Origin of the sequence: Streptomyces sp. NPDC018693, from assembly GCF_044391385.1 — a bacterium.
Taxonomy (GTDB): domain Bacteria; phylum Actinomycetota; class Actinomycetes; order Streptomycetales; family Streptomycetaceae; genus Streptomyces.
This window is the reverse complement of the sequence record NZ_JBIRZZ010000001.1, coordinates 368,755-382,260: the sequence shown is the minus strand read 5'-3', so window position 1 is coordinate 382,260 and position 13,506 is coordinate 368,755. Positions and strand designations below refer to the sequence as shown.

The window sequence follows — 13,506 nt, the reverse complement described above, 5'->3', positions numbered from 1 at the left end:
CTCACTCCTTCCGCCTGCGGAAGCCGACCGCGCCCCGGCGCACCAGCGCGGTCTCCGGCGCCTTGACCAGCCCCAGCTCCCCGGCCAGCGCCCACAGCGCCTGCCGTACCGTGCCCTTGGCGTCGAGGGCGTGGACGCGGCCCGCGTCGACGGCGGCGGCGAGTTCCTTGAAGTGGGCGGGGACGGTGGTCGTGGCGATGCCGGTGCCGGTGATCTTCTGGATGAGGGACGGCTGGATCTCGGTGGCGCGGCTGTGGCGGTTGACGACGACCGTGGTCTCCTCCGCCTTGCGGATCTGCAGGCGGTCCCACATGCGGACGGTGCGTTTGGCGCCGCGTACGGCGACCACGTCGGGCGTGGTGACGAGCAGGGCCCGGTCGGCCGTCTCCACCGCGGCCGCGCCGGCGCCGCTCAGCTGGGCGCCGCAGTCGATGACGACGACCTCGTAGCGGGAGCGCAGGGCGCCGACGATCTGCCGGGCGGCGCGGTCGGTGACCTCCTCGCCGCGCTCGCCCTCGCCGGGGGCGAGCAGGAGCGCGACCCCGCTGTCGTGGCGGAAGACGGCCTCGGCGAGGACGCGGGGCGTGATGTCGGTGATGGCGGCGAGGTCGACTATCGAGCGGCGGAACTGGACGTCCAGGTAGGAGGCGATGTCGCCGGTCTGGAGGTCCATGTCGACCAGGGCCGTCTCCCGCCCGGACGCCTGGGCGGCGAGGGCGAGTTGGACGGCGGTGAGGGTGGCGCCGACGCCGCCCTTGGCGCCGCTGACGGTGACGACGGTGCCGCCGGCGCCGGTGAACGCGTCGCCGCCGTGGCCGAGATGGCGCCGTACCCCGACCGACCACTGGGCCACGGCCTGGACCCGGCTGGCGAGTTGCTCGTAGTCGAGGGGCAGGGTGACCAGGCCGCGGGCGCCGGAGTCCATGGCGGCGGAGAAGAGGCCGGGCGAGGCGTCGGTGGTCAGGAGGATGACGCCGACCGCCGGGAAGCGCAGGGCGACCTCGCGGACCAGTTCCAGCGCGGGGACCGGGCCGATGCGTTCGTGGACGACGACGACCTCGGGCAGTTCGTCGACCGACTCGACGGCCAGCCGGGCGAGGGTGTCGACCAGCTGGGTGGAGTCGGTGACCGGGACGACCGGTTCGGCGTCGGGGAGCTGGCTGAGCAGGGTGGTGAGCGAGCGGGCCGCGTCCGGGTCGCCGACGGCCGGCAGGATCCTCGTGGGCATGGCGGCCGCCTCTCAGTTGTCCTTGGCGAGCTGGTAGGTGCGGTCCTGCTCCGGGACCGCGGTGTCGCTGCCCGGTGCCACCAGGGCGAGGCGGACCCGCTTGGCGAACGACTCGGCGTACGTGATGCGCTGGGCGTCGAGGGTGGACAGCGCGAAGGTGATCGGCACGGCGTCGGTGGGCTGGCGGCCGCGGTCCTCGGCGTCGGGCCGGAGGGCGGTCAGCTCGCCCACGTCGAGGACGCGGGCATGGGTCACGATGATCTTGGAGACATCGGGGTCGCTGTCGCGGGCGCCCTCGAAGGTGGCGTAGACGTTGACGGTCGAGCCGGGGGTGATCTTGCCGGCCACGCCGGTCGCCGCGTCGATCATGATGGCGACCTCCTGCTCCCCTGGCCGGAGCGCTGGCTGGTCGACGATCATGTCGCGCTGGAGCAGGGAGCCCTCGCGGAGCGTCGTCACGGCTATCTTGCCGCGGATCTCGGCGAGGTCGCGCACCGCGTTCTCGGACAGCCAGCGCTCGGGCATCTCGATCTTCTCGAACTGGCCCGTGCTCAGCGTGGTGTACGGCTTGATCTCGGATTTCAGCCGGTACGCGGTGACCTCGGGGCCGACCTTGGACTCCACGTCGTCCATGACGGACAGGACGCCGGCGAACGCGCCGAGGGCGCACACGACCGACAGGATCAGGAGAATCACGCCGCGGCGCTGACGGGAGTTCATGGACCGTGCTACCTCGTTGTGGGGTCGGGGCGAGCGGGAAACCGGGCTCAGTCGCCCGCGGTGAGCGCGCGGACGGGTCGTGCGGCCTGGACGGCCCGTGGTCCGGGTGGTTGTCCGGATCGCTGTCCGGGTCGTTGTCGTACGGTCTCGGCCGTGGGCGGCGGCGTGGCGGAGCAGAACACGCAGCGGTCGCCGATGACGTCGAGGCCGCACCAGTGGCAGGTGGTCTGCCGTACCGAGGTGACCAGCTGGTAGAGGACGGACAGGTCGGGCAGGTAGGCGCAGAACTCGACCAGCTTCCCGGTGCCCCACCAGGTGGCGGACTCGGCGGGCGCGGCGATCTCCTTCAGACCCTGGGCGCGCCAGTGCGGGGCGAGGGTGCCGGTGACCCAGTCGGCGGACAGCTGCCCCTTGGCGACCAGCAGCCAGGTGCCGAACTCGGGCCCGGGCAGCGGCACTCCGGGCACCGCTTTCACCAGCTGCGGCTGCGGATGGGCCAGTACGGCGAACTGGCTGCCCGGCAGCCAGGAGCGGGCGTGGGAGCTGAGCTTGACCGGGAGCCGGTCGAGGCGGGCGACCGAGCCGAGCAGCGCGCCGGCGTGGATGTAGTGGGTGAGCAGCCGGCCGGCGCAGGCGAGCACGCCGGGGCCGAGGTCGCAGGAGGCGAGCTGGCGCAACTGGCGGGCCAGGACGGCGAGTCCGAGGGGCGGCAGGTCGGGACGGAAGAGCGCGATACGGTCACTCTCCAGCAGGGAGCGCACGGTGTGCAGCCGCTGCTCGACGGCTTTGGGTACGGCGCCGGAGTAGACGACCACGACATGGCCGTACTGCTCGATGAGCGTCTGGACGGCGGCCACGGACTGTTCCAGCGGCTGCCGGTCCAGGTCCGCGAGCACGGCGGCGGGCAGCGTCCGCTCGTCCTGCGGCGGCAGCACCATGTCGACGCCGGTCACGGCAATGGCAGTTGGCACGCGCAGCTCCCCGATTCCCGCGGTCCGGCCCACCGGTGTTACTCCGGCGCACCGAGGTGACTTCATTGCGTGACTACCTCAGCACTGTATCCACGCCCCTGTGGCCGGAGAACAACTTTCGGTGACTAGGGAGCAACTCTCTTCGCGCCCTCTTTGCCCAAGTGGGAGGAAAGCGGGGCATGTTGCGCCCTCTTGACAGAGCAATTGGTCTGGACCAACGTATTGTCATGTCCCCACTCAAAAGATCGACACGGTTCTGGTCGGGCGCGATGACCCTCGCCCTCGCCGTCTCGCTGGCGGGCGCGGCTCAGGCGTCCGCAGCCGACGTGAACAACGCGAAGAACGCCGGATTCGAGTCCGGCCTCACCCACTGGTCGTGCTCCGCGAACAGCGGCACGACCGTCCCCTCCCCCGTCCACGGCGGCACGGCCGCGCTGAAGGCCACCCCGAGCGGCCAGGACAACGCCCGGTGCTCCCAGACGGTGGCCGTCCGGCCCAACTCCACCTATTCCCTGAGCGCCTGGGTCCAGGGCGGCTACACCTACCTGGGCGTCACCGGCACCGGCACCGGCACGACCGACGTCTCGACCTGGACCCCCGACTCGACGACCTGGAAGCAACTGTCGACGACGTTCACCACAGGCGCCTCGACCAACTCGGTGACCGTGTACCTCCACGGCTGGTACGGCCAGGCGGCCTACCACGCGGACGACATATCGGTCCACGGCCCCGACGGCGGCGGAGGCGGCGACCCGACCCCGACGGTCCCGGGCACACCCGGCGGCCTGCGGGTCTCGGGTACGACATCCTCCTCGGTGTCCCTGGTCTGGAACGCGGTGTCCGGCGCGACGGGTTACAGCATCTACCGCAACGGGACGAAGGTGACGGCGGTGACCGGCACGACGGCCACCGTGACCGGACTCGCGCCCTCCACCTCGTACTCCTTCCAGGTCACGGCGACGAACACGGCGGGCGAGTCGCCGAAGTCGGCGACGGTGACGGGGACGACCTCCGGCACAGGCGGCGGAACGGGCCTCCCGAAGCACGCGGTGACCGGCTACTGGCAGAACTTCAACAACGGCGCGACCGTCCAGCGGCTCTCCGACGTCCAGGCCCAGTACGACATCATCGCGGTCGCCTTCGCGGACGCGACGGCCACGCCGGGCGCGGTCACCTTCAACCTGGACTCGGCCGGCCTCGGCGGCTACACCGTCGACCGGTTCAAGGCGGACATCCGGGCGAAGCAGGCCGCCGGGAAGAAGGTCATCATCTCGGTCGGCGGTGAGCTGGGCAGGGTCGCGGTCAACGATGCCGCGTCCGCGACCAACTTCGCGAACTCCGTCCATTCCCTCATGCAGACGTACGGCTTCGACGGCGTCGACATCGACCTGGAGAACGGCCTGAACGCGACCTACATGACACAGGCGTTGAGGTCCCTGTCGGCAAAGGCGGGCCCGTCCCTGATCATCACGATGGCCCCCCAGACCCTCGACATGCAGTCCCCGTCGAACGCCTACTTCCGGACGGCCCTGAACATCAGGGACATCCTCACGGTCGTCAACATGCAGTACTACAACAGCGGTTCCATGCTCGGCTGCGACGGCAAGGTCTACAGCCAGGGCACGGTCGACTTCCTGACCGCCCTCGCCTGCATCCAACTGGAGAACGGCCTGTCCCCCTCCCAGGTCGGCCTGGGCCTCCCGGCGTCGACCCGGGGCGCGGGCAGCGGGTACGTCTCCCCGGCCGTCGTGAACAACGCCCTGGACTGTCTGGCCCGAGGCACCAACTGCGGCACCTTCAAGCCGTCCCGCACCTATCCCGACCTGCGCGGCGCGATGACCTGGTCGACGAACTGGGACGCGGCGGCGGGCAACGCCTGGTCGAACGCGGTGGGGCCGCACGTGCACGCGCTGCCGTAGCACCGACAGGGCGCCGGACCCGTACGCGGACCGTGTCAGCCCATCGGGCGGTAGTGGCCCAGGACCCACGCCAGCTGCGGGAACCACTCCGCGAGGCGGGCGCGGGGCCTGGCCTCCACCTCGCCCTCGTAGAACTGTCCGTCGAGGTGGATCACGCCGACCAGCAGTGACCTGCCGTTGGGGCTCGCCCTGTAGTGGACGCTGCGGATCTCCGGCCAGGGGAAGTCCGCCGACGCGTCGCCGAGCTGCAGGGTGACGCCCTCGGCGTCGACCACGATCGCGTTGCGTCTGTCGACCGCCATGAACTCCGGGCCGACGGGCACCATCGGCCCCGGCATCGGCATCTGCTGGGGTGCTGCCGGAGCGTAGGCAGGGGGAGGGGGGACCGGGGCGTACTGCGGCGGGGGCGGGCCGAAGCCCGGGGGTGGGGGTGGGGGCTGCTGGGTCATCCGGCGATCCGTCCTCTTACCTGTCCGTCGTCCGCTCTCGTATTCGTGTGAAACATTCTCCCCGGCCCACCGCATCAGTGAAGTGAGGACCTCTTCTACAGCCGGCACACAGCAACAGGGGGAACGTATGAGACAGGCCCGCGCGGACGAGTACGCGGAGTTCGCGGCGGCGCGGGCCGGGCATCTGTACCGGTCCGCGTGCCTGCTCACCGCCGGTGACACCCATCTCGCGGAGGACCTGGTGCAGGAGACGCTCGGGCGGATCTACGTCCGCTGGCGGCGGGTCTCCCGCGTCGGCAACCCCGCCGCGTACGCGCAGACGGTGCTCACCCGGACCTTCCTCGCCCACCAGCGGCGGCGCAGCAGCACCGAGCGCGCCACCGACGTCCTGCCGGAGTCGGCCGCGGCCGCGCCCGACTCCACCCTGCGGCTCACCCTCCTCGACGCACTGGGACGGCTGCCCGTCAAGGACCGGGCCGTGGTCGTCCTGCGGTACTGGGAGGACCGGTCGATCCAGGAGACCGCGGACGCCATGGACACCAGCTCCGCCGCCGTGCGCACCCGGTGCGTGCGCGCACTGGCCCGGCTGCGGGAGCTGCTCGGCGAGGACATCGGCGCCTACGCCAGGCCCTGACCTGGCCCCCCTCTGCTTCCATCCTCTTCACCGACCGACCCGAAACGGTGGTGCCCCATGCCCATGGACCAGTACGACGACCAGCGCGACGACCCCTTCGAGGGCCGGCTCTCCGCCGCCCTGCACACGACCGGCAGCGACTTCGACACCGACCGCGCCGCGCTCGCGGCCCGCGGTACGGCCCGTGGCCGGCGGCTGCGGGCGCGCCGTAACGTCGCCGTGGTCGGCGGCGCGGCCGCGGTCGCGCTCGCCTGTGTGAGCGGTGCGCTGCTCGTCGCGAACGGCGGTGGCGGAGGCGACGGCAGGCCGAACACCTCGTCCGTCGCCGCGAGCGGCAAGCAGACCCCCACGCCCACGGCCACCACCACGGCCACGCCGAGCGGTGTCACCGCCGAGCAGATGATGAGCACCGTGAAGTCGCTGCTCCCCGAGGGCGATGTCAGCCAGGAACGGAGCGAGGGCACGGAGAAGCCCATGATGATGCCGTTCGCGTCGTTCGTCTTCGACGACGGCAAGGGCGCGGCGGCGATGAGCGTGAACCTGGACCGCGTCGAGCCGGGCAGCGAGGACGCCAGGTTGTTCGGCACGTGCCCCGACAAGAGGCTGACCGACTACGACGACTGCTCCGTGCAGCGGCTCCCCGACGGATCCGTGCTCAGGATCCTGCAGACGTACGAGTACAGCGACCGGCGCGAGGACACCAAGGTCTGGTACGGGGACCTGATCACCGCGAAGGGGCAGCGGGTGACCCTGGGCGAGTGGAACGCGCCGGCCGAGAAGGGCGAGCCGGTCAGCCGTCCCGAGCCGCCCCTGTCGCCGGAGCAGTTGAAGAGCTTCGTCACGGCGAAGGAGTGGCTCGCCCTGATCGACGCCATCCCCGAGGAGGACAAGCCGACCGCCGCCCCCGCCGAGCCTCCCGCGGGCATCGGCGGTCAGCGGATCGTCGTCACGCTCACCGGTCTGCTCCCGCAGGGCGTGAAGGTCGTCGACAAGGGCAGCCAGGACTCCGAGTACGCCTACGTCGTGGTCGACGACGGCAAGGGCGAGAGCTTCGTCCAGATCAATGTGCAGCCGGACATGAGCGACGTCCGGCACCAGCTGTTCGGCGCCGGCTCCGAGACCCTCGACGACGGGACTCAGGTCGCCACGCGCCAGGGTCGCGGCGAGAAGGCGGACCTGGTGATGTGGACCGTCGACACCATGCGGCCCGACGGTCGCCGCGTCGTGATCAGCGCCTTCAACTCGGGCACGCAGAAGGACCCGGCGACCCGTGAGACACCGGCCCTGACGATGGAGCAGCTGCGGAACATCGCCCTCTCCCCGCGCTGGGAGGCCCTCGGCTGACGGCAGGGCAGGGCGAGCGGCCGTCAGAAGAAGTCCGACCACTGCTGGTCCCAGATCTCCTTCACGCCCAGGACGAGGAAGAGCAGCCCCGCGATCGCCAGCATCGTGTTGCTCAGCGGGCCGTTGCGCCACTCCCTCGGGGTGCGTGAGGAGTTGAGGAGCCAGATCAGGGTGCCGGCGAGGAACGGCATGAAGGCCGCGCCCAGCACGCCGTAGAGGATGACCAGGCGGAAGGGTTCGCCCTGGAAGAGCAGGACGATGGGCGGGAAGGTCAGCCAGAGCAGGTAGGCGCGGAAGGGCCAGGACCTCTCCCGCTGCCCGGAGGCGACCTCCTCGCCCATCAGCTCGCCCCGCTTGCGGTAGCGGGTGACGAAGTCCGCGAACATCAGGCTCACGCCGTGCCAGACGCCGATCAGCGAGGTGAAGGAGGTGGCGAAGAAGCCGATCAGGAAGAACTTGGCGGTGGCCGTGCCGTACTCGGCCTCCAGGATGCCGCCCAGCTGGACCAGGCCCTTGCCGCCGCCGGCGAGGGCGATCCCGGCGGAGTGCAGCAGCTCCGCGCCGACGATCAGCATGGCGACGACGAAGATGCCGGTGGTGGCGTAGGCGACCCGGTTGTCCAGGCGCATGACCTTCATCCAGCCGGTGTTCGTCCAGCCCTTGGCGTTGACCCAGTAGCCGTAGGCGGCCAGCGTGACGGTGCCGCCGACACCGCCGATCAGGCCGAGGGTGTTGAGGACGGAGTCCTTCTCGTCGGGCAGCACGGGCAGCAGGCCGGCCAGCATGTCGGGGAGGTTCGGGGTGACGCGGATCGCCAGGTAGACCGTGACCACGAACATGACGCCGACCAGGACGGTCATGACCTTCTCGAAGACGGCGTACTTGTTGAACCAGACGAAGACCAGCCCGATCAGGCCGCAGCAGATTGCCCACCACTTGAGGTCCATCACGTCCGGGAACAGCGCCTGCAGCGGCAGCGCGCTGGACGACATCGCGGCCGCGCCGTAGACGAAGCCCCAGATCACCACGTACACGGCGAAGAACCACGTGGTCCAGCGGCCCAGGCTCGCCCAGCCGTCGAACAGGGTGCGTCCGGTGGACAGATGCCAGCGGCCGGCCGCCTCCGCGAGGGAGATCTTCACCAGGCAGCCGACGACGGCCGCCCAGAGGAGTGTGTATCCGAAGCTGCTTCCGGCGATCAGCGTCGCGACCAGGTCACCGGCGCCGACGCCGGTCGCGGCGACCACGATGCCGGGGCCGATGTACCGCCAACTCGATGTGCGCGGTGGGGGGTTCGCGCCGGACGTGGCCTCCGTGTCGGTGGGGTCTCCCGTGGTTTCCGTCATGAACTGAGGGCTACCCGCCCGCACGCTGCCCGCACGCACAGGTCCCCGACTCCCCACCCGCGCCTACGCGTACTGCAGCCGGACGGTCGTTCCCCCGTCGTCCCCGGGCCGCAGGTCGACGTACGCGCAGACCTGGCGGGCGTACCACAGCCCCTGCCCGGGCTCCGGCTCGCTCGCCCGCGGCGGTACGAAGCCGACGAGCGGGTCGTCGACGCGGTGGCCCAGGGAGACTTCGCAGACGCAGGCGGGTCCGTCGCGCCACAGCAGCACACCGGTGACCGGGCCGAGGGTGGCGGCCTCGGCGGCGGCCGTGCCGAACAGCTCGGCGTCCGCGACGGGCATCCCGTGGCGTTCCGCCCAGGACCGCACGGCCCCCGCGTCCGGGCGCTTCAGCCGGTCGGCGCCGCGCGGGGCCGGTGGCAGTGGTACGGCGTCCAGTTCGGCGGCGAGCCGCAGCGGGTCCTCGTAGACGCCGGTGCCGGGGTGGGCGCGGCGGGCCGCCTCGACGACGGCGGGGCCGGCGGTGCGGGTGTCGTAGACGCACAGCGCGGTCGTCGAGGCGGGCGCGAAGAGGAGGTTGACGAGGGCTTCGTAGCGGATCCACTCGGCGCTCTCGCGCGGGGAGCGGCCCGCGCGCCCGCCCCACACGGGTTCCATGAGGAGGTGGATGCGGCCGCCGGGGCCGGCGTGCGCGGCGAGGTGGCCGGCGGCCCGGGCGACGGCGTTGGCGGCGGAGCCGGTGTACCACTCGGTGTGCGGGACCAGCCCGACGGACCGGGCGTCGGTGCCGAGCGCGTCGCGCAGCAGGTCCAGCTTGCCCGGGTCGGCGATGGCGACGGGAGGCGGCTCGTCGGGGGCGGCGAGGCCCTCGGCGAGGAAGGGGAGGGCGGCGGCGAGGAAGGCGTCGTCGGTGGCGATGGCGCTCATCCGGTGGGTGAACTCGCTGTGCACGCCGTTGGATCGGACGGTGGTCGCGGTCATGGGGTTTCCTTCCGCCTCGGGTCTTGCGTCGGTCTGTCCCAGCGCTGCCCGGCCGCCCATGCCGCGATCCGCTGGTTGGCGAGGCCCTGGGCGACGAGTTCGGCGCCCTGGGTCTCCCGGCGGGTGAGGCGTACGCCCTCGGGCGCCGCCGTGTCCTCGGTGCCGACGAGGGCCGGGTCGTGCGGGTCGGACAGGTGCACGAAGCGCCCGCCGTCCGGGACGGCGCGGCCCACCCGGGCGGCGAGCCGACCAGCCGGGCGCGCGCAACCGGTCCTCGGGGGGTGGGGTCTGGGCCCCTCACTCTCACCCGGGCCGTACCGGCACCGCACTCATGGATCACACCCGGGAGTGCACTTTGCCGCGCGCCGGGTCATCAGCGGCAGCCACGCGTACACTGCGCGGCCGAAATCCGCGTTGGCCTGCACCGGCCACATCCACGCCCTATTGACCTGACCATGTCACGGCTCCACGATGAGCGGCATCCGCACGTCGTACGTCGCACGAACAACCCCACCTCCCACAAGGAGATTTCATGCGACTCCGTCCACGCGGCAGACGCTCTGCCGCCTGTGCCGTTCTCCTCGCCCTCGCCCTCGCCGCCCCGATCACGGCGACGTCCACCGACGCCGCCGCCGACGGCGCCCGGAAGGCGAGCGCCTCCGCCGACGACATCCGGCAGTACGAAGTCCACGTCCACAACAGCTCCGCGGCCGAGCGCACCGCCATCGCCTCGGCGGGCGTGTCCATCGACGAGGCGGACGAGGAGGGCGTGGTCGTCTCCGGTCGCGCCGACCAGATCAAGAAGCTGCGCCAACGGGGCTACGAGGTCCTGCCGTTGGACGCCGCCCCGGATCGGGTCGCCGAGGACGAGATCCGCCTCCACGACTTCCCGTCGGCCGACTCCCGGTACCACAACTACGCCGAGATGACGGCCGAGATCGACCAGCGGCTCGCGGCTCACCCGAACATCATGAGCAAGCGGGTGATCGGCAAGTCGTACCAGGGCCGGGACATCATCGCCGTCAAGATCAGCGACAACGTCGGGGCGGACGAGGCCGAGCCCGAGGTGCTGTTCACCCACCACCAGCACGCCCGTGAGCACCTCACGGTGGAGATGGCCCTGTACCTGATCCGCGAGCTGGGCGCGGGCTACGGGTCCGACTCCCGCGTCACGAACATGGTCAACAACCGGGAGATCTGGATCCTCCCCGACCTCAACCCCGACGGCGGCGAGTACGACATCGCCACCGGCTCGTACCGCTCCTGGCGCAAGAACCGGCAGCCCAACTCCGGCTCCTCGTACGTCGGCACGGACCTCAACCGGAACTGGAACTACCGGTGGGGCTGCTGCGGCGGTTCCTCCGGATCGCCGTTCTCCGACACCTACCGGGGCTCCGCGCCGGAGTCGGCGCCCGAGGTGAAGGTCGTCGCCGACTTCGTGCGCAGCAGGGTCGTCGGCGGTACGCAGCAGATCAAGGCCGGCGTCGACTTCCACACGTACAGCGAGCTGATCCTCTGGCCGTTCGGCTACACGTACGCCGACACGACGACCGGCATGACGGCCGACGACCGGAACGCCTTCGCCACGGTCGGGCAGAAGATGGCCGCCAGCAACGGCTACACGCCGGAGCAGTCCAGCGACCTGTACATCACGGACGGGTCGATCGACGACTACCTCTGGGGCGCGCACAAGATCTTCGGCTACACCTTCGAGATGTACCCGAGGAGCAGCTCCGGCGGCGGCTTCTACCCGCCCGACGAGGTGATCGAGCGGGAGACGTCACGCAACCGGGACGCGGTGCTCCAGCTTCTGGAGAACGCGGACTGTATGTACCGGTCGATCGGCAAGGAAGCCCAGTACTGCGGTTAGTCCGCTGCTCCTCGAAGTAGGCGTCCACTCCCCGAAGTAGGCGTCTACTCCTCGAAATAGGCGTCCAGAACCGCGTCCAGCTGTTCCTCCCACTCCGTGAACTGCGACCTCGCCTTCGCCTCGACCTCGATCGGGTACCAGCGCTGGCCCGGGGTGTGGATCGTGACGGTGAACCGCTTGCCGAAGCGGGCGGTCGCCGTCTCGATCGCGCCGATCTCGTCCCAGCGGAACTCGCAACTCTGGTCGTCGAGGGAGAGCCGTACGCCCTTGTGGTCGGCGAGGATCCGGGCGCGGCGGTCGGCGGCCTCGAAGACGGGGCCGTCGGCGGGGGCCTCATCCTCGTCGTCGGCGGCCTCGGTGTCTTCTGCGGCTTCGGCGGCCTCGGTGTTCTCCTCGGCCGACTCGGCTTCCTCCGCCTCCTCCACGTCCCGCGTCGGCTTCGCGTCCTCCGGCTCCGCCTCCGCCGCCTTCGGCGTGGTGAGCCCCGGGATGAAAGCCGGGTCGAATCCGGCGCCCTTCACGGGCTCGCCCTTCAGGGGCTGGCTGCTGGTACCTATGCGCTGCTGCTCCACAGCGGGCAGTATGGTCGAAGATCCTGTGCCGGACACAGCCAGCCCCCAGTTCGTTATCAGAACGGCCGGAGTGGTCCGGCCGAAAGGGGCGCGGGGCTGTGTCGATATGCGGCTCCGCCGCGTGGGCGCGACAGCCCCCCGCACAGCCGCACTCGTGCCACAAGCACTGCACCATCAGGAGGCTCCATGAGCAGCGAAGCTCTCGCCCGGCTGGCCGACGAGACGGTCGACCACCGCTTCAAGGGCCTCCCCCCGGACGCCGACGGCCACACCGTCGCCGAGCTGGCCGCCGAGCGGCGCAACCTCTTCACCGGCGGCTTCACCACCCCCGTCCTGACGCTGTCCGCCGAGCGCCTGGAGCACAACCTGCGGCTGATGGAGACGTACGCGACCCGCCACCGCCTCGCCTTCGCCCCGCACGGCAAGACCTCCATGGCCCCCCAGCTGTTCCACCGCCAGCTCGCCCACGGCGCCTGGGGCATCACGCTCGCCGTGCCGCACCAGGTGCGGGTCGCCCGCGCCTTCGGCATCCAGCGCGTGTTCCTCGCCAACGAGGTCGTCGACCCGGCGGCCCTGCGCTGGCTCGCCGCCGAGCTGACCGCCGACCCGGACTTCCACCTGGTCTGCTACGTCGACTCGGTGCGCGGCGTGGAACTGATGGACACGGCCCTGCACGAGGCGACCCGTCCCCTGGACGTCGTCGTGGAACTGGCCGCCGGTGAGGGCGCGCGCACCGGCGTCCGCGCCGATACCGACTGCGCGGCGGTGGCCGACGCGGTGGCCGCCTCGGCGCACCTGCGGCTGGTCGGGGTGGCGGGCTACGAGGCTCAGGTGCCCGGCGCGGCCCCGGAGAGCGTACGGGCCTGGCTGCGGCGGCTGGTGGCGATCGCCGCCGACCTCGACAAGGCGGGGCGGTTCGCGGGGGCCGAGGAGATCGTCATCAGCGCGGGCGGCAGCGAGTGGTTCGACGCGGTCGCCGACGTCTTCGACCAGATCCCCGAACTGTCCCTCCCGGTGCTGAAGTTGCTGCGCTCGGGCGCGTACGTCTCGCACGACGACGTCCACTACCGCAAGCTGACGCCCTTCAACCGCGTCCCCGACGAGGGCGCGCTGGAGCCGGCCTTCCAGCTGTGGGCGCAGGTCGTCTCCCGGCCCTCACCCGACCAGGCGTTCGTCAACGCGGGCAAGCGGGACGCCGCCCACGACCTGGACCTGCCGGTCGCCCGGGTGGTACGCCGGGGCGGCGCCGAGCGCCCGGCGACCGGGATCGAGGTCACCGCCCTGTCCGACCAGCACGCCTGGCTGGGCACCGCGCCCGGCGTGGACCTGGAGGTCGGCGACTGGGTGGGCCTGGGCCTGTCCCACCCGTGCACGTCCTTCGACAAGTGGCCGCTGATCCCGGTGGCCGAGGCGGACGGCACGGTCGTCGACTACATCCGCACCTTCTTCTGAGCCCGAGAGGGAGGCCGCGC

Annotated in this window: 13 protein-coding genes; 5 read left to right on the top strand and 8 right to left on the bottom strand. The window is 71.3% G+C overall.

Annotated features, from left to right (window positions below):
* Nucleotide 1: 1 nt before the first annotated feature.
* From ACH5AC_RS01850 to ACH5AC_RS01840, 3 genes are read right to left on the bottom strand one after another with little or no spacing between them, the layout of a single operon-like run.
* Nucleotides 2–1,228 carry a CpaE family protein gene (locus ACH5AC_RS01850; protein ID WP_398859567.1) on the bottom strand — a complete coding sequence of 409 codons (1,227 nt, stop codon included), beginning with the start codon at nt 1,226–1,228 and terminating at the stop codon, nt 2–4.
* Between the two features lie 12 nt (nt 1,229–1,240).
* The gene (gene cpaB / locus ACH5AC_RS01845) at nt 1,241–1,948 is read right to left on the bottom strand and encodes a Flp pilus assembly protein CpaB (protein WP_398859565.1); all 708 of its coding nucleotides are present in this window, start codon (nt 1,946–1,948) and stop codon (nt 1,241–1,243) included.
* A 47-nt stretch (nt 1,949–1,995) separates the two neighbouring features.
* A complete protein-coding gene (locus ACH5AC_RS01840) occupies nt 1,996–2,886 on the bottom strand; it encodes a hypothetical protein (RefSeq protein ID WP_398860058.1) in 891 nt (296 codons plus the stop codon).
* A gap of 260 nt (nt 2,887–3,146) precedes the next feature.
* On the opposite strand from ACH5AC_RS01840, the gene ACH5AC_RS01835 reads away from it, so the two are divergent.
* A complete protein-coding gene (locus tag ACH5AC_RS01835; protein WP_398859564.1) occupies nt 3,147–4,838 on the top strand; it encodes a chitinase in 1,692 nt (563 codons plus the stop codon).
* 35 nt (nt 4,839–4,873) lie between these two features.
* On the opposite strand, the gene ACH5AC_RS01830 is transcribed toward ACH5AC_RS01835, so the two are convergent.
* Nucleotides 4,874–5,287 carry a hypothetical protein gene (locus tag ACH5AC_RS01830; RefSeq protein ID WP_398859563.1) on the bottom strand — a complete coding sequence of 138 codons (414 nt, stop codon included), beginning with the start codon at nt 5,285–5,287 and terminating at the stop codon, nt 4,874–4,876.
* A gap of 127 nt (nt 5,288–5,414) precedes the next feature.
* Between ACH5AC_RS01830 and ACH5AC_RS01825 the strand changes: the two genes are divergently transcribed.
* Nucleotides 5,415–5,921: a SigE family RNA polymerase sigma factor gene (locus ACH5AC_RS01825; protein ID WP_398859562.1), complete on the top strand. Its 507-nt coding sequence runs from the start codon at nt 5,415–5,417 to the stop codon at nt 5,919–5,921.
* Nucleotides 5,922–5,978: 57 nt separating this feature from the next.
* Complete coding sequence (locus ACH5AC_RS01820) at nt 5,979–7,265, top strand: hypothetical protein (RefSeq protein ID WP_398859561.1); 1,287 nt, start codon at nt 5,979–5,981, stop codon at nt 7,263–7,265.
* A 23-nt stretch (nt 7,266–7,288) separates the two neighbouring features.
* Here the strand turns inward: ACH5AC_RS01820 and ACH5AC_RS01815 are convergent, their stop codons facing one another.
* The 3 genes from ACH5AC_RS01815 to ACH5AC_RS01805 form a co-directional block, all read right to left on the bottom strand.
* Nucleotides 7,289–8,611 carry an Nramp family divalent metal transporter gene (locus tag ACH5AC_RS01815; RefSeq protein ID WP_398859560.1) on the bottom strand — a complete coding sequence of 441 codons (1,323 nt, stop codon included), beginning with the start codon at nt 8,609–8,611 and terminating at the stop codon, nt 7,289–7,291.
* A 63-nt stretch (nt 8,612–8,674) separates the two neighbouring features.
* The gene (locus tag ACH5AC_RS01810; RefSeq protein WP_398859559.1) at nt 8,675–9,592 is read right to left on the bottom strand and encodes an anti-sigma factor RsbA family regulatory protein; all 918 of its coding nucleotides are present in this window, start codon (nt 9,590–9,592) and stop codon (nt 8,675–8,677) included.
* Nucleotides 9,589–9,825: a hypothetical protein gene (locus ACH5AC_RS01805; protein ID WP_398859558.1), complete on the bottom strand. Its 237-nt coding sequence runs from the start codon at nt 9,823–9,825 to the stop codon at nt 9,589–9,591. The genes ACH5AC_RS01810 and ACH5AC_RS01805 overlap by 4 nt, the downstream gene beginning before the upstream one ends.
* Before the next feature lie 299 nt (nt 9,826–10,124).
* Here ACH5AC_RS01805 and ACH5AC_RS01800 point away from each other — a divergent pair, with 299 nt between their 5' ends.
* The gene (locus tag ACH5AC_RS01800; RefSeq protein ID WP_398859556.1) at nt 10,125–11,462 is read left to right on the top strand and encodes a M14 family metallopeptidase; all 1,338 of its coding nucleotides are present in this window, start codon (nt 10,125–10,127) and stop codon (nt 11,460–11,462) included.
* Nucleotides 11,463–11,506: 44 nt separating this feature from the next.
* Here the strand turns inward: ACH5AC_RS01800 and ACH5AC_RS01795 are convergent, their stop codons facing one another.
* Complete coding sequence (locus ACH5AC_RS01795; RefSeq protein WP_398859554.1) at nt 11,507–12,034, bottom strand: hypothetical protein; 528 nt, start codon at nt 12,032–12,034, stop codon at nt 11,507–11,509.
* Nucleotides 12,035–12,220: 186 nt separating this feature from the next.
* On the opposite strand from ACH5AC_RS01795, the gene ACH5AC_RS01790 reads away from it, so the two are divergent.
* Complete coding sequence (locus ACH5AC_RS01790; protein ID WP_398859553.1) at nt 12,221–13,486, top strand: alanine racemase; 1,266 nt, start codon at nt 12,221–12,223, stop codon at nt 13,484–13,486.
* Nucleotides 13,487–13,506: the final 20 nt, after the last annotated feature.